Genomic DNA, 21,391 nt, shown 5'->3' on the forward strand with positions numbered 1-21,391 from the left:
TCGGACCCATCGTCACTACCGCCGGGGCCGCCGAATGGAGAGGTCCACTACGGACTCGTCTACCGGCTCGTGCCCGCGGAGCAGGGCATCGGTCGGTACGCGATCGTGGTTCCAGTCGGACGTGATCTGCCGGCTGCCGGTGCAGGTCCAAGTGGTGACCGGCGCCCAGTTGTCGGTGACGGCGACGTTGGCGGCGAACACGCGCGACAACCTTGGCACGGTGACCCCTTAGGAGCTGGGAGCGTTCCCAGGCACAGACTGTAACGGAGCCCTCACAAGTTGGAAAGCGGCCGGCCGTTGCGACCGGTGCTAATTATTGAGGCTAATTTTTGAGCAGAAAGTATTGAGCTGCCTGCACGATGGCGTAGCGGACGCGCGGAGCCTGGAAGTAGCCGCGGACGATGTGCGGTCGGCGTTGGCGGCGGTGCAGGAAGCGTCGGGTCTCGTGGGCGAGGCGGTCGACGTTGTGGGCGCGGGAGGCGTTGACGTTGCGTTGAGGCCGGCGTCGAGCAACTCGTCCGGGTTGAGCTCGGGGCTGTAGCCGGGCATCAAGTGAAGCTCGACCCGGTCGGCGTTGACCTCGAGCCACACCCGGACGGCCTTGCTGCGATGGACCGGGTGCCGGTCGGCGACGACGTGGACCTTCCGGCCCGCCTGGCGTGCCACGCGGTCCAGAAACGCGGCGAACACGGTCGCGGTGAACCGCTCGGTGAAACGGTGGACCACAGCTCGGCGCGGGAGGCAACTGCGGACATGACGTTGACCCGCAGGCGTTTCCCGGTTACCCGCACCACCGGCGTCCTGCCGTTCGGCGCCCAGGACCGGCCGGGCGGCGCAGCGTCGGAGCGCAGCCCGCACTGATCAACCCACGCGACCGCCGCCCGTTCGGCCTTCGCGCGTGCCTCGATCACCGGATAGTCCTCGTCCAACCAGGCCGCACTGCAGTGGGCTGCTGTTCATAGGCGCGACGGGCCGGGCGTTGCGAGGTGAAACCGTGGCGACGCAGCCACACCCAACGCCCTGCTCGGTCATCTCGACCCCGACGACGCCGGAGCGACCCGCCCAGCGGCTCCCACCGCTGTTGTACGTTCCGCGCTGCCGGACATGAGGGCTGGCGCCACCCGCTGCTGGAGCACGGTGTGCCCACACCAACCGACACGCATTCTCATACGGAGGGGCGCGTCTCCCGGCGGCCAGGTGGGACGGGTTCCGGGTTGACATCGGTGATCACCCTGATGTGGCGTGGTTCGAGAGGACCGTAGATTCCTCGTGCTCTGTGACCACGGCGGTCCGGCAAGTTCGTTTGTAGGACATGGGGGTCGAGATGACGGGTGCTCGTCGGTGGGCAGCGGGTGCTGCCGCGTTCTACGTGTTGTGGGGCCTGCTGCACATGGGTCTCGGTGTCTCGATGGTGATCGGTGACCTCGCAGACGGTGCGCCCGATACCGAACTGGCAGCCGAGAGCCTCATGTTCTTCATCTGCGCGACGGTGTTGGGAGCGCAGGCCATTTTCGTCGCGCTGGCCATGAACCGTGTCAACAGCCGCATCGGGTACTGGCTCAACGTCGCCGTGCTCGGTGTGGTCGACGTAGCGTTCCTCGCCTTTCTCGTGGTTCCCGGCCACGTTGACCTCATCGGCGGAACGTCGGGACCGGCTATCTGGCTGATGGCCACCGTGTGCGCCACGGCGGCACTTCGACGTGAGCCCGTCAGCACTTAGCTCAGCGGTGCCTGGAGTCGTTGCGGCTTCGGAATCAGCGCTCCCACCGCGCAACGCCGGTTCACCGAATGAAGCGCCGCGGACGTGTTCACCCGGCCGACGCCCAGGTAGCGCCGAAACTCGGCAAATCGATTGACCAAGTAGCACGGAACAGGCAGGTCGAGCTAGGATGATGCTCGCCTTCGGGCGGATCGTACATCTGCCGCAGCTTCCGCAGATGACCACTGAATGACTACCTGACCATTTGCCGCGAACAGTTCTCTCACCGAAACGCGCTCTCATGAGCGAACGTTGGTGACGTTCGGTGTATTCGGTTCCTGTTTACTCGCGGAATGCCGGAGGATCTCTCGCTCACCGACTACCAACGGGACCTGAGGGCGAAGTTCCTAGCCGCGGCGACGGTGCCGACACCCCCACCGTGGCGTCCGGCTGACTGCCACGTGGTCGCTGTCGGTGGGCTGCTCGGTGTTGGATTTGCCACCGATCCCGCCAGCGGCCGCGACCTGCTGCTGGTGGCGTCCACAAGCGGGCTCGGGCTGTTCGACACCGTCACCGGTGAGCGCCTGGCCCGCGACCGCGAGCCTGATTCGGGCTGGCCGGACGACAACGACTTGACGTGCCAGGGGATCGGGCCGATCGCGCAGCGTCGCGTGCCGATGGCGGGGCTGGCCGGCGGCGGTCTGCACACCGGCGCCACGGGTTGGTCGGTGGACATCGCCAGCCCGGACTGGCCGCATGAGCGGGTGCTGTTGTCCACCGGGAGTCCGTACACCGGTGGAGCGCACGGCGAGACCTGGTGGCACATCTTCCATTCGCGCCACTCCGAACTGCGTGCGGCCGGGTTCTCCCCATCCGGGGCGACGCTGGTGGTGGCGACCAGCAGCGACATCAACCTGTGGACCAGGACCTGACCCATACCGGAGCCGCATCCTCCTCTGCCGCCGAGCGGCTGCACCGCTTGCGACGCGTGATCGACTACTGCGCACACCGGCCACTTACCGGGCGGTCACGTCGCGTGGAAACACCACGTCGCGCGGCCAAGATTGCTCGCGCGGAACCTACAGCTGTTGTGGCTTCCACTCGCACTTGAACACCTCCGGCTGTACTTGAGCATGCCGTGAGCAGGTCAGCTCGACTTGTCCGCCGGGGTGGACGTCAATGTGCACGAATCGCCGATCGGAAGGCGGTGTTGACTGCCCGGGTTGTCGGGGCTGTCTGGTAGGCAGTGGGGCATGTTCCGCGACTTCAACTTCAAGCTGCTGGTCATCGACAAGCTCATGTACCAGGACAAGGTGATCCAGCCCCGTTTCCGCATCGCCGACGTCCTCCACGCCAAGGGCGCCACCGGTGACCTGTGGAAGTACCTGTACCAACAGGACCTGCTGTACACCGTCCTTGAGGAAGCCCGTCAGTACTTCACCGACTTGGAGATCTCCCCCAACCAATTGGCCGTCGTGGAGGAACTGACCACTGACGGCGGCCTGGAGATCTACCACCAGTGCTCGCCGTTCTGGGACGGGGAGGACGACCTCTTCGACGTCACCTCACTGGACGACCTCGCCCTGCTGCCCAACCTCCGCGTGATCCACGGCGGCGACGAGGCCATGATGGCCGCCCCCGGCGCCCAGGACACCCTCAAAGCCCGCGGCATCGCCGTGGCATGAGCAGCCGTCTCCAACGGTCGGTGCAGCACTTCGTCGGATTCGTCAACCTGCCCTGTTGTGCCCGCGTCGGTCGGTCGCTGACAGGTGAGGGACATCGGCGGTGGTGTCGTGGCGGTGGCGCAGCCGGTCGGCCAGGCTGATCGCCTGCGGGGTGGGCCGGTCGTCGACTTCGGCCAGCCTGGTGGTCAGCAGGGTGAGCGTGCGCGGGATTGCGTCGAGCTGTCCGAGGCGTTCCTGCAGCCGCATGATGTCGCGGTAGATCAACTCGTTGTGCGGGTCGAAGGTCCGCGCGATCTCCAGCAGGTCCAGCGTCCGCTGCGGGTCGTGCTCGACCAGGGCGTGGGCCAGGGCTGCCACGGCGTCGATGGCGTCGCGGCGGATGGCCTCCCGCGCAGTTTCGATCCAGTCGGTGCTCATCCCGTCGGCCAGCGGCCCGAGGTAGGTGTCGACGATGCTCCGGTAGGACTCGATCCGTGGCGGTACTTGTCGTGGTCGTAGCCGCGGTCGGCGTAGACGGTCTTCGATCGTCGGCGGGGTCGACCCCGCCGACCGCGCACGTTCGGCACCGCGTCCAGCAGCGGCTCCAGGCCGATGACGTCGTTGCGGTTGCCGCCGGTCAGCAGCACCGCGAGAGGGATGCCGCCGCCCTCGGTCGGGACGTGGTGCTTGGAGCCCGGCCGAAGCCGGGCTCGAAGATCCACGTCGTGTCCGACCGCACCGGCCTGCCGTTGGCCGCTGGAGCCTCGGCGGCGAACCCGCACGACAGCCAGGCGCTCAAGCCCATGCTGATGGCCATCCCCCGCGGCGTCCGGTCACGCCGCGGGCCGCGCCGATTACGGCCCGCGAAGCTGCACGCCGACAAGGCCTACGACATCGACGACCTCCGCCGATGGTTACGCCGCCGCGGCATCACCCCGCGCATCGCACGCAAGGGCATCGACTCCTCCGAGCGGCTCGGCCGCCACCGCTGGGTCGTCGAACGCACCATCTCGTGGCTGACCGGCTACCGCCGCCTGACCATCCGCTACGAACGCCACGTCGACGACTACTGCGGCCTCCTCACCCTCGCCGCAGCGCTGACCTGCTTCGAACGACTCGCCGAACTGGCCACGTGAGACGTGGTCTCAAGCACCCCACAGGCTGCTCATCCCGGTTCGATCGGGAGCAGGCCCCGATCGGCCATGACCTCCTTGGCGAGCCGCATGGCGTTCACCGTCCTGGGGAAGCCCACGTACGGCAGGCAGTGGAGGATGGTCTCCACCACCGACTTCGGCTCGACCCCGATGTTCAGCGCCGCGCCGATGTGGAACTTCAGCTGCGATTCGACGCCGCCCAGCGCGATCAGTGCCGCGATGGTGAGGAGCTGCCGGTCCTTCGGCGCCAAGCCAGGCCTGCTGTAGACGTCGCCGAAGGCGAACTCGGCCACGAACCGGCTCAGGTCCGGGGCGATGTCCGCCATCGGCGCGAAGATCGCCTCATAGCCGCCGCCCAGCGCGTCGATCGCGGCGACTCCCCGGTCGAAGCGCTCGTTCATGCGTTCGCGACAGCCTTGCCGTGCAACTGGGTGAAGTCCAGGATCCGCGTCCAGGCGTCGTCGCAGGCGTCGGCCCACTCCCCGTAGGCGCGGTCGAAGAACGAGTGCGGCGCGCCGTCGTAGACGTGCATCTCGTGGACCTTGCCCGCTTCGGACAGCTCGCTGGAGAACGCGGCGAAGTCCTCCTGGCTGGTGGCCACGTCCGCGCCCGCGATCAGCAGCAGCGCGGGGATGGCGAAGTCGGGCAGCTGGTCCCGCACGTTCTTGGGCTGGCCGTAGAACCCGATGACCCCGGCCAGGTCGAGGTCGCCCGCCGAGAGCCGCCAGGACTCGCTGCCGCCGTAGCAGAAGCCGACGGTGAACACCGGGCCCGGGTTGCGCTCGAGCACCCGCTCGACGGCCGCGGCGACGTCGAGGCGGATGTCGTCCGGGGTGACCTCCGGCAGGTACTTCTGCCAGTCGAAATCGTCCCCGCGCACGCCGGTGCCCGCGTTGCGGCCGTAGTAGTCGATGTTGATGGCGTGGAAGCCCGCCTCGGCGAACCGCTCGGACAGCGACTGGTAGTACGGGTGCACCCCGCGCACGTCGGGCAGGATGACCACGTTCATGCCGTTCGGCGTCTCCGGGACCGCCTCGTACGCGGTGAACACCGTGCCGTCGGACGCGGTCAGCTCCAGCAGGGACGACTCGGCGACGGTGCCTTCGACGGGCGAGGCGGGCGGCCTGCTCTCGGTGCTGTGGCACATGGTGATTTCCTCTCGTCACGGGTTTCGCCGACGACGCTAATCAGCGCCGGCTGAACCAGCCACGCCCGACTTTTCCCCGTACCGGCGTTCCTGGGTCTGCCAGTACCAGGACACTCCCTGGTGTCGCGAGTACCCGTACAAACGACGGCAGGCAGGGGTGTCCGCGGCGCTGTTAGCGTCCGGCCATGACCGAGCGAACTGACGTGCTGATCGCCGGGGCCGGGCCGGTCGGCCTCGTGCTGGCCTGTGAGCTGCTCCAGCAGGGTGTCGCGGTGCGCGTCGTCGACCGCCGCCCGCGCCCCGCGGCGGTCGGGGGAACCCAATCGCGGGCGATCCTGGTGTGGCCCAGGATCCTGGAGCAACTGCGCCGCATCGGGGTCAGCGACCGCATGGTGGGTCAGGGCCACCTGCTGCCCGGCGTCGACTACTTCTCCGCCGGGCGGCTGCGCGGCACCGTCCACATCGACCGGTTGTCCGACTGCGCCTACCCGTTCGTCCTGACACTGGCGCAGAACGACACCGAGACCATCCTGCTCGATCGGCTGCGCGAGCTGGGCGGCGCGGTCGAGCACGACGTCGAGCTGACCGACATCCAGGAACCGGACGGCGCGCTGTCGGTCGTGCTGCGCCACGCGGACGGGACCACCGAGACCACCCGGCCCGGCTGGCTGGTGGGCGCGGACGGCGCGGGCAGCACGACGCGCGGCCTGCTGGGCATCACCTTCGCGGCCGACCCCATCGACATCACCTACGGCATCGGCGACTTCCCGATCGAGGGCACGGTCCCGAACTCCGTGCAGTACTACTACTCCCCCAACGGCATCGGCGTCATCGTGCCGTTGAAGGACGGCCACTACCGCATCGCGGGCAACATCCCGCACCGCGCCGACGGCGAGCAGCGCCCGCCCGCCGAGCTGTTCCAGACGATGATCGGCAAGCGCACCGGCTTGCCGGTGCGGCTCGGCACTCCACTGTGGACGAACTCGTTCCGGCCGAGGTGCGGCGTGGTGGAGCAGTACCGCAGGGGCCGCTGCTTCCTGGCGGGCGACGCCGCGCACGTGGTCAGCCCGGCGGGCGGGCAGGGCATGAACATCGGCCTGCAGGACGCGGTGGAGCTGGGCTGGAAGCTCGGCGGCGTGGTCACCGGCCGGTTCGCCGAGTCGATCCTGGACGGCTACGAGCCGGAACGCCGGGCGGCGGCGCGGCGGGTGGCCGACACCTCGGCTGCCCAGATCCGCTTCGGCGCCGCCCCGACCCGGTGGAAGGCGTGGCAGCGGGACACCGCGTTCGCCGCCGCATACCGCTTCGGTGTGCTGCAGAAGCGGTTCGCCCCGCTGCTCGCCCAGACCGACTTCACCTACGGCGACGAGGCCGGGCGGCCGTTGTTCCACGGGGTCCGGGTGCCCGCGCGGGTGGGTGACCGACTGCCGGTGTTCGCCCCGCCGTCGGTGTTCCCCGGCCTGCCGAGCTTGTCCTCGCACGACTTCACCGTGCTTCTGTGGCCCGGGGACGTCGCGGCGGCGCGGTGGCCCGCGATGACGGCCCCGGTCCGGGAGGTCCTGCCCGATGACTACGCGGTGCACGACCTGGCCCCGGTGTTCGGCAGGCCCCGGCACGCCCTGCGCACGCTGCTGGGTGCAGCGCCCTCGGTCGTCGCCGTGCGTCCGGACGGGCACATCGCGTGCATGGTGTCCCCCGGCGACGGCGGCGTCCTGGTGGACTACCTGAACGGCACCCGGGGGCCCGGCCTCGCGGTCCAGGTCGACACCGCGCTCGCGAGCCGCTGACGGCAACGGCAAAGGGGGGAACGGCGCCGTGAACCGCTCCCCCCTTTGCCGTTCATCACGCCTCGTCCCGGCCCCAGCCGGCGAGCAGCCGCAGCGCCACGTCGGCTTCCGACTCCGGTTCGGCGGTGAAGACCACGAGTAGCGAGCCCGACTCGTCGGGCTGGCGGAAGGTCTCGTAGTCCAGTGCGAGCGCCCCGACCAGCGGGTGGCGCAGTCGCTTGACGCCGTGCGTCCGGTGGGCGATCGAGGGCTCGGACCACAGCCTGCTGAACTCCGCGCTCTTGATCGACAGCTCACCGATGAGCCGGGCCAGCCGGGTGTCGTTGGACCGGGTCCGGCTGGTGAGCCGCAGGTACGCGCACGTGTTCCTGGCGATGTCCTCCCGATCGGCGAACACGTCGTCGGCGGCCGGATCCAGAAACACGAACCGGGCCATGTTGCACTGGTTGACCGGTTTGTCGACGAGCGCGGAGAAAAAGAGCCCGGCGAGGTCGTTCCAGGCGAGCACGTCCATTCGCCGGTCCGCCAGGTAGGCCGGACCCGTCTCGATACCGGCCACCGTCCTGGCCAGCGCGGCGCGCACCGCGTAGACGGGCAAGCTCGCGACAAGGGTGCCCAGGTAGGCACGCTCGGCGTCGTCCAAGCGCAGGGCGGCGGCGACCGCGTCGAGCACGCTGTCCGATACCTGCCTGGTCCGACCCTGTTCCAGGCGCACGTAGTAGTCGCTGCTGATCCCCGCCAGCCGGGCGACCTCCTCGCGGCGCAGGCCCGCGACCCGGCGTCCGGCGGACCGCTCCGGCAGCCCGGCGTCCTCCGGTCGCAGCCGCGCGCGGCGGGATCGCAGGAATTCCCGGAGCTCGGCACGTTGGTCCATACCTGTCAGTATCGACCACGATCGCCCATTCTCGGGTGGTCTTGTCAATCCCAGGATAACGCAAACCAGGAATAGGCGTCCCTTGTTGCCGGACTGACCACGGCCGGACACTGGGCGCGATTCCATCCTATTCACTCTCGCATTGTGGGGCACACCTATGTCCGAAAACCTCGCCATCCGACCGGGCCCGGCGCAGCCGGACACCGGTAGGCGCCCGGGCCTGCTGCTGGCGATCCTGCTGGTCGCCCAGTTCACCGTCGCGCTGGACTTCTCCATCCTCAACGTCGCCCTGCCCGACATCGGCGCCGGGCTGGGCATGTCGCTGTCGGACCTGCAGTGGGTGGTGACCGTCTTCGCCCTCACCTCGGCGGGTTTCACCCTGCTGTTCGGCCGGGTCGCCGACCTGCTGGGGCGCCGGCCGATGTTCCTCGCCGGCGTCGTGCTGCTGGGCGTGTCCTCGTTGCTGGGCGGGCTGGCCGACGACGTCACCACGGTGCTGGTCGCCCGCGTCGGGCAGGGGCTGGCCACGGCGGTTCTGGCGCCGGTGGCGATGGCGCTGCTGACCACGTCGTTCCCAGAGGGTCCGCAACGGCAGCGCGCGATCGGGCTCGGCGGGGCGATGCTGTCGGCGGGCTTCACCGTCGGCGCGGTGCTCGGCGGCGTGCTGACCGGCCTGCTGAGCTGGCGGTGGGCGTTCCTGATCAACGTGCCGCTGTGCCTGGTGGTGCTGCTCGCCGCGCCTGTGCTGATCCCGAGGAACCAGGAGCGCGAGCGGGCTCGGCTGGACATCGGCGGGACGCTGACCATCACCACCGGCCTGGTGGCGCTGGTCTTCGGCGTCACGTCGGCCGGGCACAGCGGCTGGGCCAGCGCCACGACGCTGGTTCCGCTGGCCGCCGCGGTCGTGCTGCTGGCCGCGTTCTGGCTGATCGAGCTGCGCGTCGAGCAGCCATTGGTGTCCCCGCGCGTGCTGCGCCGGTCCACGGTCAAGTGGGGCAACGCGGGCGGCCTGCTGACGTTCACCATGTTCAGCGCGGTGATCTTCCTCATGACGCTGTACCTGCAAGAGGTCCTCGGCTACTCGCCGCTGGTGACCGGGTTGGCCTTCGGCGTGCAGGGCGTCACGGCGTTCTTCGCCGGGGTGTTCGCGCCCAAGCTGATCGGCCGCTTCGGGTCCAGTCGGGCCACCCTCGTCGGCGGCCTGGTCCTGCAGGCCGCGGCGACGGGCGCCCTGCTGCTGGCCGGGGACAGCCGGGACTCGCTCGCCCTGGTCGTCATCGCGACCGCGGTGGGCGGGTTCGCGCACGTGCTGAGCGTCGTGTCGTTCATGGTGACCGCGACGTCCGGGCTGTCCGACCAGGAGCAGGGCCTGGCCACCGGCATGACCTCGCTGACCCAGCAGGTGGGCATCACCATCGGCATCCCGATCATGAGCGCGGTCGCCACCGCCCGCATCGATGAGCTCTCGGCCACCGAGCCGCGGGCCGCCGCGGTGCTCGGCGGTACCAGCACCGCGCTGGCCGTCGACGCGCTGATCGTGCTGGTGGGCGCCATCGTGATCGGCCTCGCCCTGCGCCGCGCCGCCCGCGCGTGAGCGGCCAGGCTGGGCCACCCCCCGCGCCGGGGGTGGCCCAGCTGGTACTCACAGACCCAGGCTGGATCCCTCGATGTCGGGCACACTGGGGACATGGCCGATCACAACGAGTTGGGCCGGTTCCTCAAGTCCCGGCGTGCGCGCCTGAGCCCTGAGCAGTCGGGCATCGACGTGCTGACCCGCCGCCGGGTCGAGGGTCTGCGGCGAGAGGAGGTCGCCGCACTCGCGGGCATCAGCGTCGAGTACTACATGCGCCTCGAACAGGGCCGTGCGAGCAAGCCGTCCGACGCCGTCCTCGACGCCCTGGGCCGCGCGTTGGACCTCGACGACGTCGAGCGCCGCTACCTCGACGACCTGGCCCGCCCGCGGGCAGCCGCGACGCGCGTCCCCCGGGCCGAACGGCCGCGCGCCGAGCTGGTGCAGCTGGTGCAGCTGCTGGACCGCGTACCCGCGCTGGTGCTCAACCACCGTCTTGACGTGTTGGCGTGGAACCAGCTCTCGCCCCAGCTGTTCTTCGACTTCGCCGCGGCGCACCCGCGCGACCGCAACCTCGCCCGGTTCGCCTTCCTCGACGAGGACAGCAAGAGCCGCTTCCCGGACTGGAACGACGTCGCCCGGGCGACCGTCGGCCAACTGCGCCTGGCGGCGGGCAGGCACGCCGACGACGAGGCGCTGGCGACGCTGCTGGGCGAGCTCACGATGAAGAGCGCGGTGTTCCGCACGCTGTGGGCGGGCCGGGACGTCAAGCAGCGCACGCACGGCACGAAGCGCTTCCACCACCCGCTGGTCGGCGAGCTGCCGCTGCGCTTCGAGAACTTCGACATCTGCGGCGAGAACGGGCAGCGGCTCGTGACGTTCAGCCCGGAACCGGCGAGCCCGGCGGCGTCGGCGTTGGAACTGCTGGCGATGTGGACGTCTCCGACCGCCGACCGCGCGTCCGCGTCCGCCGAGGTCAAGCAGGAAAGCTGAACGTCCGACAGCCAGAGCCGGACAGCGCGAAGGACCCGACCTCCCGCCACAGGTGGCGGGAGGTCGGGTCTGTTCGAGCGGTCAACCCGGGGGAGTCGGACGGCTCGAACGGCAGCCTGGCGTCGACCCGATCGCTGAGACCCCGCGGTGGCGTCGGACATCGGTGCACCCCGGTCCGACGAGGGTCTCGGCCACCCGGAGGCCGGCGGTGCAGCGGCGACCCGGGCAGGAGGCGACGACCAGGCGGGTCCCTCAACCGCCCACGTCAGGCCTGCCAGGCCAGCGCGGCGCGGTAGCTGTCCTCGAACATGTGGTAGCGGGTGATCAGGCCGTCCACGACCCGGATGTGCAGGGCGAACCGGCTGGCGAAGACCTTGCCGGTGCGGGTGATCCGGTGCGCGAACTCGCCGAGCACGATCCCGTCCTCGCCGTCGACGACGACCTGCGCGATGTCGAACGCCTCGGTGCTGATGTCCTCGATGGCGATGCGCAGGAACTCGTCGATCGCGGCGGCGTCGGCGCGCTCGCCGGTCCAGGGGACGGACTCCGCGCCCGCCACGGCGAAGTCGGCGCCGGGCGCGAACAGGTCGACCATCCCCGGCCGGTCGCCTGCGCCGAATCGGGTGAAGAACAGGTTGATCGTGTCCGCCGTGTCACGAACGCTCGTCGGTGTGGACATCGGTTCTCCTTGCGGTGTCTGGGAATCAGGCGACGGACAGGACGATCTTGCCGGTCGTGCGGTTGGTCTCGCCGACCTCGTGCGCCTTGGCGACGTCGGCGAGCGGGAAGACGTGCTCGACGTGCACGCGCAGCGCGCCGTCCTCGACCAGCCCGGTCAGCGCGGTGAGCCCGGCGTGGTCGGGCTCGACCAGGAAGGGGCTGACCCGCACGCCGAGGTCGGCGGCCCGCGCGGCCACCTCCGGGCTGACGAGCCCGATGGTGAGGATGAGCAGCCCGCCCGGCTTCAGGCACTCCAGCAGGCCGATGGTGTGCTCGCCGCCGAGCAGGTCGAGCACGACATCCTGGTCCCGGACGGTCCGCGCCACGTCGACAGCGGTGTAGTCCAGGGCTTCGTCCACGCCGACACCGGCGAGGAACCCGTGCTTGTCCGCGCGGGCCGTGCCCGTGACGACCGCGCCCCGCGCCCTGGCGATCTGCGCGGCCAGGTGCCCGACCCCGCCCGCAGCCGCGGTGATGAGCACGCGGTGGCCGAGGCGGACGCCCGCGACGTCGACCAGGGTCTGCCAGGCGGTCAGGCCGGCCATCGGCAGCGCGGCCGCCTCGACCATGGTCATCGCCTCGGGCTTGCGGACGAACTGCCGGGCGGGCGCGGTGACGTACTCGCCGTAGCCGCCCGCCCGGCGCGGGAACCACAGCAGGCCCAGCACCTCGTCACCCGGCTGGAACCGGGTCACCCTCGGTCCGGCGTCGACCACACCGGCCACGTCCCAGCCCTGGACGAACGGGTGCGCGCCCAGCGCGCCCGTCGGGAACACCCCGCCGCGGATCTTCCAGTCCACCGGGTTGACCCCGGCCGCGTGGACGGCGACGCCGACCTCCGTCGGCAGGGGCGCGGGCCGGTCGACGACCGCGGTTCGGAACACCGCGTGCGCCTCCCCTGCCGCCGTGGTCAGCATGACCCTCATCTGCTCGGGCATCGTCCGTCCTCTCAGATCCGACCGGGCGGTGCGGCCGACGCGGTCAGGGGTTGGGGCTTGGCGACGGCGGGCACCCGCGCCCAGCCGTGCCGGGTGGCGTGCGCGACCAGGACCGGGTCGTCGCCGACCACGACCGGACGGCCCACCGAGGTGAGCGCGGCGAGGTCGGAGGAGTCGTCGCCGTAGGCGTAGGAGCCGTCCAGGTCGAGGTCCAAGCGCACGGCCAGGTCGTGGATCGCCCGCGCCTTGTGCGCACCGACCATCGACCGCTCGACCTCACCGGTGTAGAACCCGCCCACCTGCTCGAGTTCGGTGCACACCACCAGGTCCGCCCCGACGAACCCGGCGATCGGGTCGACGCACGCCGGGAACGAGGCGGACAGCAGCACCACCACCTCGCCGTTGTCGGAGTGTGCGCGCAACCGGGCCAGCACGTCCGGGTGGAACAACCCACCCGCGGCGTTCGCCGCGGCGAACCAGCGCTTCCCCTCGTCGGCCAGCTCGGCGACCGAGCGCCCGGCGAAGTTGCGGTAGAACGCGCGGTTGGCCTGCTCCCGGGTCGCGCCGCCGGCCTTGAGCCTGTCCAGCGCCGCCATCGCGTCGTGGTGGCGGCGCTCGGGCTGTCCGCGCACGGCCAAGTCGTGGTCCAGGAAGCGGAACAGGCTGGTGGTGGTGATCAGCGTGCCATCGACGTCGAAGAAGGCGGCTCGGTCGGCCACGGCTTCAGCGGGTCTGGGCATCGAGGTAGGCCAGCGCCTCGCGGACGGTCTGCTCGTGGTGCAGGTCGCCCTCGGGGATCACCGCGCCGAACTCCTTGTGCATCCAGAGCGCGACCTCCATCAGGTGCAGCGAGTCCAGGCCGATCTCCTCGAAGGTGCGGTCGAGGTCCAGCTCGGCGATCGGCACCTCGGCCTTGGCCGCGAACACTTCCAGGATGCGCTCGTTGACGGTCAGTTCCATTGTGGTTCCTCCTTGTTGTCAGCCGGGCGTGATGTCCGGCCACTCCAGCGTCACCGCGCCCCACGTCGCGCCGCCGCCGAAGGCGGTGAGCAGGACGCGGTCGCCCGGTGTGATGAGACCGGCGCCCGCGGCGTCGGCGAGGGCGATCGGGATGGACGCGCCCGCGGTGTTGCCGTACTTCCCGACGTTGACGAACGCCTTCTCCTGCGCCAGCCCCAGGTGCTCGGCCACCGCGTGCAGGATGCGCGCGTTGGCCTGGTGGCCGACCAGCCAGTCGACGGTGTCGGCCGACCAGCCCGTGCGGGCGAGCACGGTCCGCGACGACTCCGTCATGCGTTGGACCGCCTGCACGAACACGGCCTTGCCGCGCATGTCCATGTGGCGGCGGGTCCCGTCCTTGTCCCGCGACCCGCCCGACGGCACGATGATCAGGTCCGCGAGCGCGCCGTCGCTGCCCAGGTCGAAGCCGAGCAGCGCGCCGCGCTGGGACTGCTCCCCCGCGGTCAGCACGACCGCGCCCGCGCCGTCGCCGAAGATCGGCGCGGTGTTGCGGTCGCCCTGGTCGATGATCGTGGTGAACGCCTCCGCGCCGATCATCAGCACCCGCTCGGCCAGCCCCGTGGCGATGAGCCCGCTCGCGCTCGCCAGCCCGTAGAGGAAGCCCGAGCACACCGCGGCCACGTCGTAGGCGGCCACCGTGCCCAGGCCGAGCCTGGCCGCCACGGCGGGCGCGGTCGCCGGGCAGGGGTGGTCGGGGGTGGTGGTGGCCAGCACGACCGCGTCGACGCCGTCCACTCCCGCCGACTTCAGCGCCCGTTCACCGGCCGCCACGGCCAGGTCGCTGGTCGCCGTGCCCGGGTCGACGACACGGCGTTCGCGGATGCCGGTGCGGGTGCGGATCCACTCGTCGCTGGTGTCCATCCGGGCGGCGAGCATGTCGTTGGTGACGACCCGATCGGGCAGCGCGGACCCGATCCCGGTGATGACCGCGGCGCGCCCCATCACGACGCCTGGCCGACGGCCCACGCGCGGTCGGACTCGATCGTCATGTCGACAGCCCGGTACTCCTCCTGCGCGCGTTCGATGGCCGTGTCCACATCGGTGACGGTCGAGAACCCGAAGATCTCCACGATGCGGTCGAGGCGCTCGGTGAGCGTGCCGCCCACGACGTGGCGCGGGATGCCCAGTTCGTCGATGGCGGCGGCGATGCCCTGGTCGGCGAGCGTGCGGAAGCGCTCGTTGACCGGCCGGTGGCCGTCCTTGGCCAGCTCCAGCTCGTTGGGCAGGTGCACGAACGCGTCGTAGGTGTCGCGCACGTGCTGCTTGATGGCGACGCCGAGCTGGTCCATGACCTGCTCGAAGAACAGCATCTCGGGCGTCTTCTCGACGGTCTGCGTGTCGTCGAGGTGGACCGACTCGTTGGGGTTGATGCCGACGATCACCCGGACGGAGCCGTAGAGCCACTCCTGCAGGGACGACCCGTCGGAGATGAACCCGTTGGTCAGGTGGCTCTCGTGCACGACGCGCTCGACGTGCCTGCGCACGATCAGCTGGATCAGCTCGGCGCCGTTGCACTGCTCGAGCGTCTTGCCGGGCACGGCGAAGGGCAGCAGTTCACGCATGGTGCGGGCGCGGGTGCGAGGGACGCCGATGTAGTGCGAGAGCGCGTAGGAGGTCAGCGTCTTGCCGGATGAGTAGGTGCCGGAGATGGCGAGCTTCATCGGTGGTCCGTTTCAGTTGGCCGACGGGAGGGCGTGGGCGACCGCGCAGGTGAACGTGATGCCCGCGAGGTCGGTGACGATGTCGGCGGTGCGCCAGCGGCCGCCGTCCATGTCGATCAGGTCGGTGTTGGTGAGGGTGGTGACCAGCGGCAGGGCGTCCGCCATCGGGCGACGCGGGTGGACGACGTCCAGGGTGGTGGACCGCATCCACAGCGTGTTGCTGTCGCCCCGGCGCATGGAGTCCAGTTCGTAGAGCAGGATCTGGGCCAGCTGCAGCCCGGTGGCGAAGGCGTCGACCATCGTCGGGGCCGGGTGGTAGGCGCCCTCGATGCCCTGGTTCGCGCTCGCCTGCGCGAGCCGGACGGTGCCCGCGGCGCGCAGACCGTCGACGGTGAGGGCGTCGATGCGGTGCTCCGCGGAGGCGAAGCCAGAGCCGTAGTAACGCCCCTCGGCCGGGCCGAGGACGTCGTCCGGGCCGGAGAGGGTGGACTGTCCGGTGTGGACTTCGCCGCCCGCGTGCACCACCTCGCAGCGCACCCGCATCGCGCCGACCTGACTGTCCACCACGGACACCGTGCCGCCTGTGCCGGACTCGGTCCCGCGCAGCCGGGCGCCGAGGGGCAACGCGTCCAGGTCCTCCTCGGGGCGCTGCCCCGCCCGGATCTTGACCCGTCGCACCCACATCGCGCGGTGCGCGGCCGGGTCCGGGCGGAACGCGGTGACCAGGCACAGTTCGGCGAGCTGGACGCCGAGCAGGATCGCGTCGATGGTGCTCAGGTGCGGCCGCAGGTCGGTGCCCGCCGCCTTCTTGGACCAGTCGGCCGGGTAGGTGAGCCCGACCGTGGTGCCGACGGTCGCGTCCGCGGCTCCGCGGACGGCCACCGTGACCGGGTCGAAGGTGTAGCCGACGCGGCGGTACCCGGTGGCGAAGAAGCGCTTCGCGCCGTCGCCGAGGTAGTCGTCCACGGTCACGCGCTGGAGGATCTGATTCGTCATCCGGGCAGTCCAATCGCCGAGAACGGGTTCACCACAGTGATCACACTGAGAAACATGGGATGAGCGGACTTAGTCACCCATTGGACCCCGCTCGCCGAAAAGCTAACACGCAGAGTCATCAATCAACCTGCGTTAGTTTGTACATGTACCGCCAAACGAGTACTTCCAGCACCATGGTGATCTGGCTGACATCGAATAGCGGACGGTCCGTCGCGGGTGTGCACACTGGACCGTCCGATTCCCCACTGTGGAGGGTCCGTCATGGCCACAGACCTGTTCCCGGTCCGCGTCCACGCCGACTACCAAGCCGAGCAGCTCATCACCAAGCTCGGGATCACACTCGTCGAATGCAGGCCCGGACGGGTCGTCGGCCGGATGCCGGTGGCCGGGAACCGGCAACCCGTCGGCATCATGCACGGCGGCGCGAACGCGGCGCTGGCGGAGACGCTGGGCTCGTTCGCCGCCTGGCTGCACGCCGGGGACGGTGGACAGGTCGTCGGCACCGACCTGTCCTGCACCCACCACCGCTGGGTCGCGTCCGGACTGGTGACCGGGGTGGCGACACCCCTGCACGAAGGCCGCTCCAGCGCCACCTACGAGATCGCGATCACCGACGACGCGGGCCGCCGCACCTGCACCGCCCGGCTGACGTGCGCCATCAGCAGGCCGGTCCGCAAGCGCTGATCACCGTCCACACGGGACGTTGATCGCCTCGGCGACCACTGACGCGGTCAGCCCCGGCCGCGGTCCGCCCACCAGGGTCAGCACCGCTCCGTCGACCGACACCACCCCCAGGCCGTGCCGGGGGTGCGGGGACGGCGGCAGTGCCGACCACGAGTCGGCGCCGGCCGAGTACACCTCCACTTCGGCGAAGGTGTTCGCGCCCTCACCGCCGATGACCACCGCCATCCCCGGACACGGTGAGGCGGAGCCGAGACCGCTGCGCGCGGTCGGCAGTGGCGCAAGCGCGGACCAGGTGCGTGCCGCGGGGTCGTAGACCTCGTGCGCGGACAGGTTCCCGCCGACCCGGCCGCCGAAGGTGTGCACCCGGCCGTCGACGGCGGTCCCCGCCAGGTGCTCACGCGGCGTCGGTGGGCCTGCCGCCGCGGACCAGTGGTCGGCCGCGACGTCGTAGACCAGCATGTGGTCGGCCACTCCGCCCGGCCCGATGCCGCCCACGACGAACACCCGGCCGTCCAAGGCGACCGCCACGCCCGCCGCGCGCGCCTCCGGCATCGGCGCCAGCGCGGTCCAGGCATCCCCGTCCAGGCGGTACACCCCGGTCATCGGGTCGCGGGCGCCGTCATAGCCGCCGAAGACGTACGCCGCGTGCCCGACGGTGGCGGACATGGCGTGGTGCGCGCCGACCGGCAGGTCCGGACCGGTCCGCCAGCGGTCGGCGGCGATGTCGTAGACCTCGGTGAGCGGCAGCGGCGTCCAACTGTCGATCATCCCGCCCACCACCACGACCTCACCCGCCACCCGGGTGGCGGTGACCTCGGTCCGCGGCGTCGGCGCGTCCGCCAGCGCCCGCCACTGCGGCGTCGCGGGTGTCGTCGCCGTCGTCGGGGACGGCGGGGTCGCGGTTGCGGACGGGATGTCGGCGGGCGGGGTGTAGGCGGGCGGGGTGTAGGCGGGCGGGGTGTAGGCGGGCAGCGGCGGCGGCGGCGCGGCGCAGGCCGCGGCCAGCAGGGCGACCGCGAGGAGCGGGCGAAGGCGCATGGTGGACTCCAGGCGGGGCGGGCTTCACCGTCCAGTCTCCGGTTCCCGGTGCCGTGCTGCCTGGCTCTGTTGTTACCAGTACCCCGGGACCGGGGATCGACAGCAGTCTGGCTGTCCACCGCTCTTGCGGGCACGGTGGAACCATGACGACGCGGATGCGCGCCGGCGCGGGCATGTCGAGCGGGATGGTGACCTTGTTCGCCGTCGCCGCGGGTCTCGCGGTGGCCAACATCTACTACGCGCAGCCCCTGCTGACCTCGATCGCCCGCGAGTTCGGCGTCGGGAGCGGCTCGGCGGCGCTGCTGGTCACGGTCACCACCGCCGGGTACGCCGTCGGGTTGGTGCTGGTCGTGCCGCTGGCCGACATCCGCAACCGCCGGCGGCTGGTCGTCACGCTGCTGTCGGTCGTCGCGGTCGTGCAGGGCTGCTCGGCGGCCGCACCCGACCTGACCACCCTCACCGCGCTGTCGGCCGTGCTCGCGGTGAGCGCCGTCGTCGCGCCGATCATGGTCGCGTTCACCGCCACCCTGGCGAGCCCCGACCAGCGCGGTCGGGTCACCGGCTCGGTGATGAGCGGCGTGCTCGTCGGCGTGCTGCTGGCCAGGACCGGCGGCGGCCTCATCGCGGACTGGGCGGGCACCTGGCGCGCGGTCTACGCGACCGCGGCCGTCCTGATGGTCGCGCTCGCCGTGACCCTGCACCGGACCCTGCCCGATGTGGCCGTGGCGGACCGGATCAGCTACCGCGACCTGCTCCGCTCCGTGGTGTCGATCGTCCGGGAGGAGCCCGTGCTGCGGTTGCGGTGCGTCTACGGGTTCCTCAGCTTCGCCGGGTTCAGCGCGCTGTGGGCATCGATGGCGTTCCTGCTCACCGCCCCGCCGTACCTGTTCGGGGAGTCGCTGATCGGCGCGTTCGGCCTGCTCGGCGTGGTGGGCGCGGTCGCGGCGCGGGTCACGGGGCAGTTCGTCGACCGGGGCTGGGAGAAGGCGACGACCGGGGTCCTGCTCGCCGTCGTGCTGGTCAGCTGGGGCGCCATGGCGCTCGGCCGCGGCCACTGGCTCGCCGCGCTCGTGGTGGGCGTGGTCGCGCTGGACCTGGGCGTCCAGGGCGTGCAGGTGGCCAACCTCGCGGCCGTCTACCGGCTGCGCCCGGAGGCGCGCAACCGCATCACCATGGCCTACACGGGTACGTACTTCTTCGGCGGCGCGGTCGGGGCCGCCGTCTCCGGCGCGGCCTTCGCGATGGGCGGCTGGCTCGCCGTGTGCGGGGCCGGGGCGATGTTCGCCGCGGCCGCGCTGGCCGTTTGGTGTACGCGTGAGTAGCCAATCATCGGATGGGTTTCATGAGGAGGAATCATAAATGTAGATAAAGGTCCACACCATTCCGCCGGGCCCGCTGACAACAAGCGGTCACACCTAGCACAATCCCTTGACATTTACCAGATGTGCGGACATGCTCCCGGGCATGGGTAGATCAGGGGGCACTAGCCGTAAACGTGAAGAGTTAGGCCATTTCTTACGCAACCGGCGGTCGCGACTAAGGCCCGAGGATTGCGGATTGTCCGCTTCCACCGGAAAGCGGCGTACGCCCGGACTGCGCCGGGAGGAGGTTGCCGTGCTGGCGGGGATCGGCACCTCCTGGTACACGTGGCTGGAACAGGGCCGTGACATCAACGTATCCGAATCGGTCGCGCGCGCCATCTCGGCGGCCCTGCGGCTGACCGAACCGGAGAAGCGCTATCTCTACCAACTGCTCGGTATCACGCCGCCTCCTCACAACGCCGTGGACGACCACCTCGGCATGGATCTGCGGCAGCTCGTCGACGAATGGATGCCGAGTCCCGCGCTGGTGATCGACAGCCTGTGGAACTTGATCTGCTACAACACATCGGCAGCGCTTGTGTACGGTTTCGCGAAATCGGATACGAATTTGCTTGTGAGCTTCTTCACCGACACCGAGATGCGGTCTCGCTATGTCGACCCGCACTGCACTGCCGAGCTCGCCGTCGCCCAGTTCCGCACGGGCGCGGCGGCCCGCTACGACGACCCCCGGTTCACCGACCTGGTCGCCACGCTGTGCCAGCACAGCGACGAGTTCGCCACCCTGTGGCACGGCCACGAAGTGCTCGACACGCGGCTCAAGGCCAAGGAACTCGACCACCCCTACGTCGGCAGGCTCAACTTCGAGATCCAGTCCTGGCAACTCGACGGCCTGGACATCCGCCTGTTCCTGCACGTGCCGTGCAGGCTGTCGGAAACCAGGGACAAGCTGACACAGCTGCTGCGCATGCGCGAGCCCATCCTCGCCTGAGCCGGACGTCCGGATCTCGAACTCGCGGTCGCGGGTCGACGGTGACCGATCGACGCGGCATGACGGCCGGCCGTGCTGCTCCGACTGGCCTACCTGAGCGTGACCGAGCGTTCACCTTGCTACGCCTGCTGTCCATGAGCGACCGGGACAAGGAGGGGGAGATCCTGGCGCTGCCACACCGATCCACGATTTGGAACGCCAACCGGGTAACGCCCGTCCGCGGTTCTCCCCCGCCGGTCGGGCGTTCCTCGCAGCACTGCCGCACCGACTCCCGAACGACGCACCTCGTCGACTCCGGCTGCTGGTGCGTCCGGAGACCACCCTGCGCTGGCACCAAGCACCCGACCGCCGCAGCAGGTGACCGCCGAACGTTCGCCCCATAGAGGGCCCCTCACCGGAACTGACCAGCCCGGCGGCCGATGCCGCCAGTGTTCAGCGAAGCCGGTCGGGAACGCCACAACGGCAGGGGTGAAGGCGTTGAGAGGTACCGGCGCAGGTCATGCCCGTCCGGCGCGCTGTGCACCCGTCACGGCGGATGTGCCGAGGTCGGATTTGGGCAGCGACTGGCCGGCAGCGGCGGCGTCGGACCAGGTCGTGGTGTCGGTGACGGCGGCGAAGTTCGAGTTGAACAGTGCCATCAGCGTGGTGTGGACGGTCTTGGCGTCGGCGAAGCCTGCGTCGTTGGCGATGTTGATCGCGCCGGTGGCGTCGGAGAGCACCTCGGCGGTCAGTCCGTGGGTCTCGGCTTCGGCGGCGGAAGCGAGCACGCAGTTGTTGGTCATGTAGCCGACGAGAGTGATGGTGTCGATCTCGCGTTCCCGCAGCCAGGCGAGGAGGTCGGTGCCGGCGAACACGGTGCCGTACTGCTTGATGATCGACTTCCACTCGTCCGTGCGGCGGCTCGCGACTTCCGGGTGCAGCTGGAAGCCCGGCTGGGTGGGGTTGAACACGGGTGCGTCGTCACCCGCCGTGTGCTGGACCGCGACGACGGGGATGCCGGCGGCGGTGGCCGCGTCGATCGTCCGCGCGATCCGTGGCAGCGAGTCGGTGTGTGGCGGGTACTGGATCTCCAGCGGTCCGCCGAAGTACTCCTGCTGCACGTCGATGACGATGAGGGCGCGGCGCGGGGCGGTCAT

At 70.4% G+C, this 21,391-nt stretch carries 25 protein-coding genes and 2 pseudogenes; 10 read left to right on the forward strand and 17 right to left on the reverse strand.

Going from position 1 to position 21,391, the window contains the following annotated elements:
• Window positions 1–15: 15 nt before the first annotated feature.
• From AB0K14_RS30395 to AB0K14_RS30405, 3 genes are all read right to left on the reverse strand, one after another.
• The gene (locus AB0K14_RS30395; protein WP_360456355.1) at window positions 16–219 is read right to left on the reverse strand and encodes a hypothetical protein; all 204 of its coding nucleotides are present in this window, start codon (window positions 217–219) and stop codon (window positions 16–18) included.
• 90 nt (window positions 220–309) lie between these two features.
• Entirely contained in the window at window positions 310–858 is a 549-nt protein-coding gene (locus tag AB0K14_RS30400) for a transposase (RefSeq protein ID WP_360456358.1), read from the reverse strand.
• A 49-nt stretch (window positions 859–907) separates the two neighbouring features.
• Window positions 908–1,159, reverse strand: coding sequence for a winged helix-turn-helix domain-containing protein (locus AB0K14_RS30405; protein WP_360456361.1), 252 nt, complete (start codon window positions 1,157–1,159; stop codon window positions 908–910).
• Between the two features lie 153 nt (window positions 1,160–1,312).
• On the opposite strand from AB0K14_RS30405, the gene AB0K14_RS30410 reads away from it, so the two are divergent.
• From AB0K14_RS30410 to AB0K14_RS30420, 3 genes are all read left to right on the forward strand, one after another.
• On the forward strand, window positions 1,313–1,720 hold the full coding sequence (locus AB0K14_RS30410) for a hypothetical protein (protein WP_360456364.1): 408 nt from the start codon (window positions 1,313–1,315) through the stop codon (window positions 1,718–1,720).
• A 332-nt stretch (window positions 1,721–2,052) separates the two neighbouring features.
• Window positions 2,053–2,631: a hypothetical protein gene (locus AB0K14_RS30415; protein WP_360456367.1), complete on the forward strand. Its 579-nt coding sequence runs from the start codon at window positions 2,053–2,055 to the stop codon at window positions 2,629–2,631.
• A gap of 321 nt (window positions 2,632–2,952) precedes the next feature.
• Window positions 2,953–3,384: a hypothetical protein gene (locus AB0K14_RS30420; RefSeq protein ID WP_360456370.1), complete on the forward strand. Its 432-nt coding sequence runs from the start codon at window positions 2,953–2,955 to the stop codon at window positions 3,382–3,384.
• Between the two features lie 42 nt (window positions 3,385–3,426).
• Here AB0K14_RS30420 and AB0K14_RS30425 read toward each other — a convergent pair whose 3' ends face one another.
• Window positions 3,427–3,909 carry a BTAD domain-containing putative transcriptional regulator gene (locus tag AB0K14_RS30425; protein ID WP_360456480.1) on the reverse strand — a complete coding sequence of 161 codons (483 nt, stop codon included), beginning with the start codon at window positions 3,907–3,909 and terminating at the stop codon, window positions 3,427–3,429.
• Window positions 3,861–4,070 (reverse strand): annotated as a pseudogene (locus tag AB0K14_RS30430) (transposase); the annotation flags it as partial. The pseudogene AB0K14_RS30430 and the gene AB0K14_RS30425, both read right to left, overlap by 49 nt.
• Between AB0K14_RS30430 and AB0K14_RS30435 the strand changes: the two are divergent.
• Window positions 4,065–4,499 (forward strand): annotated as a pseudogene (locus tag AB0K14_RS30435) (IS5 family transposase); the annotation flags it as partial. The pseudogenes AB0K14_RS30430 and AB0K14_RS30435 overlap by 6 nt on opposite strands.
• Window positions 4,500–4,528: 29 nt before the next feature.
• Here the strand turns inward: AB0K14_RS30435 and AB0K14_RS30440 are convergent.
• Window positions 4,529–4,918, reverse strand: coding sequence for a carboxymuconolactone decarboxylase family protein (locus tag AB0K14_RS30440; RefSeq protein WP_360456373.1), 390 nt, complete (start codon window positions 4,916–4,918; stop codon window positions 4,529–4,531).
• Window positions 4,915–5,664: a dienelactone hydrolase family protein gene (locus tag AB0K14_RS30445; RefSeq protein ID WP_360456376.1), complete on the reverse strand. Its 750-nt coding sequence runs from the start codon at window positions 5,662–5,664 to the stop codon at window positions 4,915–4,917. Before AB0K14_RS30445 ends, AB0K14_RS30440 begins: the two co-directional genes overlap by 4 nt.
• A 185-nt stretch (window positions 5,665–5,849) precedes the next feature.
• Between AB0K14_RS30445 and AB0K14_RS30450 the strand changes: the two genes are divergently transcribed.
• On the forward strand, window positions 5,850–7,451 hold the full coding sequence (locus tag AB0K14_RS30450) for an FAD-dependent monooxygenase (protein WP_360456379.1): 1,602 nt from the start codon (window positions 5,850–5,852) through the stop codon (window positions 7,449–7,451).
• A gap of 55 nt (window positions 7,452–7,506) precedes the next feature.
• Here AB0K14_RS30450 and AB0K14_RS30455 read toward each other — a convergent pair whose 3' ends face one another.
• Window positions 7,507–8,325, reverse strand: coding sequence for a helix-turn-helix transcriptional regulator (locus tag AB0K14_RS30455; protein ID WP_360456382.1), 819 nt, complete (start codon window positions 8,323–8,325; stop codon window positions 7,507–7,509).
• Between the two features lie 157 nt (window positions 8,326–8,482).
• Between AB0K14_RS30455 and AB0K14_RS30460 the strand changes: the two genes are divergently transcribed.
• Both AB0K14_RS30460 and AB0K14_RS30465 read left to right on the forward strand, forming a co-directional pair.
• Window positions 8,483–9,919, forward strand: coding sequence for an MFS transporter (locus AB0K14_RS30460; RefSeq protein WP_360456385.1), 1,437 nt, complete (start codon window positions 8,483–8,485; stop codon window positions 9,917–9,919).
• 93 nt (window positions 9,920–10,012) lie between these two features.
• Window positions 10,013–10,888, forward strand: a complete 876-nt coding sequence (locus tag AB0K14_RS30465) for a helix-turn-helix transcriptional regulator (protein ID WP_360456388.1) — start codon at window positions 10,013–10,015, stop codon at window positions 10,886–10,888.
• A 265-nt stretch (window positions 10,889–11,153) separates the two neighbouring features.
• Here the strand turns inward: AB0K14_RS30465 and AB0K14_RS30470 are convergent, their stop codons facing one another.
• From AB0K14_RS30470 to AB0K14_RS30500, 7 genes are read right to left on the reverse strand one after another with little or no spacing between them, the layout of a single operon-like run.
• Window positions 11,154–11,567 (reverse strand): nuclear transport factor 2 family protein, encoded by a 414-nt coding sequence (locus tag AB0K14_RS30470; protein WP_360456391.1) that lies wholly within the window; start codon window positions 11,565–11,567, stop codon window positions 11,154–11,156.
• Window positions 11,568–11,592: 25 nt separating this feature from the next.
• Window positions 11,593–12,546 (reverse strand): NADP-dependent oxidoreductase, encoded by a 954-nt coding sequence (locus AB0K14_RS30475; protein WP_360456394.1) that lies wholly within the window; start codon window positions 12,544–12,546, stop codon window positions 11,593–11,595.
• Between the two features lie 11 nt (window positions 12,547–12,557).
• Window positions 12,558–13,286 (reverse strand): HAD-IB family hydrolase, encoded by a 729-nt coding sequence (locus AB0K14_RS30480; protein ID WP_360456397.1) that lies wholly within the window; start codon window positions 13,284–13,286, stop codon window positions 12,558–12,560.
• Window positions 13,270–13,506 carry an acyl carrier protein gene (locus tag AB0K14_RS30485; protein ID WP_360456400.1) on the reverse strand — a complete coding sequence of 79 codons (237 nt, stop codon included), beginning with the start codon at window positions 13,504–13,506 and terminating at the stop codon, window positions 13,270–13,272. The genes AB0K14_RS30480 and AB0K14_RS30485 overlap by 17 nt, the downstream gene beginning before the upstream one ends.
• An 18-nt stretch (window positions 13,507–13,524) precedes the next feature.
• Window positions 13,525–14,508 (reverse strand): beta-ketoacyl-ACP synthase III, encoded by a 984-nt coding sequence (locus AB0K14_RS30490; protein ID WP_360456403.1) that lies wholly within the window; start codon window positions 14,506–14,508, stop codon window positions 13,525–13,527.
• Window positions 14,508–15,227 (reverse strand): AAA family ATPase, encoded by a 720-nt coding sequence (locus tag AB0K14_RS30495; protein ID WP_360456406.1) that lies wholly within the window; start codon window positions 15,225–15,227, stop codon window positions 14,508–14,510. The genes AB0K14_RS30490 and AB0K14_RS30495 overlap by 1 nt, the downstream gene beginning before the upstream one ends.
• A 12-nt stretch (window positions 15,228–15,239) precedes the next feature.
• Window positions 15,240–16,223: an AvrD family protein gene (locus AB0K14_RS30500; protein ID WP_360456409.1), complete on the reverse strand. Its 984-nt coding sequence runs from the start codon at window positions 16,221–16,223 to the stop codon at window positions 15,240–15,242.
• Window positions 16,224–16,484: 261 nt separating this feature from the next.
• On the opposite strand from AB0K14_RS30500, the gene AB0K14_RS30505 reads away from it, so the two are divergent.
• Entirely contained in the window at window positions 16,485–16,907 is a 423-nt protein-coding gene (locus tag AB0K14_RS30505) for a hotdog fold thioesterase (protein WP_360456412.1), read from the forward strand.
• Here the strand turns inward: AB0K14_RS30505 and AB0K14_RS30510 are convergent, their stop codons facing one another.
• Window positions 16,908–17,945: a kelch repeat-containing protein gene (locus tag AB0K14_RS30510; protein ID WP_360456415.1), complete on the reverse strand. Its 1,038-nt coding sequence runs from the start codon at window positions 17,943–17,945 to the stop codon at window positions 16,908–16,910.
• Between the two features lie 143 nt (window positions 17,946–18,088).
• On the opposite strand from AB0K14_RS30510, the gene AB0K14_RS30515 reads away from it, so the two are divergent.
• A complete protein-coding gene (locus AB0K14_RS30515; protein ID WP_360456418.1) occupies window positions 18,089–19,267 on the forward strand; it encodes an MFS transporter in 1,179 nt (392 codons plus the stop codon).
• A gap of 142 nt (window positions 19,268–19,409) precedes the next feature.
• Window positions 19,410–20,255 (forward strand): helix-turn-helix transcriptional regulator, encoded by an 846-nt coding sequence (locus AB0K14_RS30520; protein WP_360456420.1) that lies wholly within the window; start codon window positions 19,410–19,412, stop codon window positions 20,253–20,255.
• A 497-nt stretch (window positions 20,256–20,752) separates the two neighbouring features.
• Here AB0K14_RS30520 and AB0K14_RS30525 read toward each other — a convergent pair whose 3' ends face one another.
• On the reverse strand, window positions 20,753–21,391 hold the full coding sequence (locus AB0K14_RS30525) for an isochorismatase family protein (protein WP_360456423.1): 639 nt from the start codon (window positions 21,389–21,391) through the stop codon (window positions 20,753–20,755).

This window comes from Actinosynnema sp. NPDC050801, from assembly GCF_040673975.1.
Taxonomy (GTDB): Bacteria; Actinomycetota; Actinomycetes; order Mycobacteriales; family Pseudonocardiaceae; genus Actinosynnema.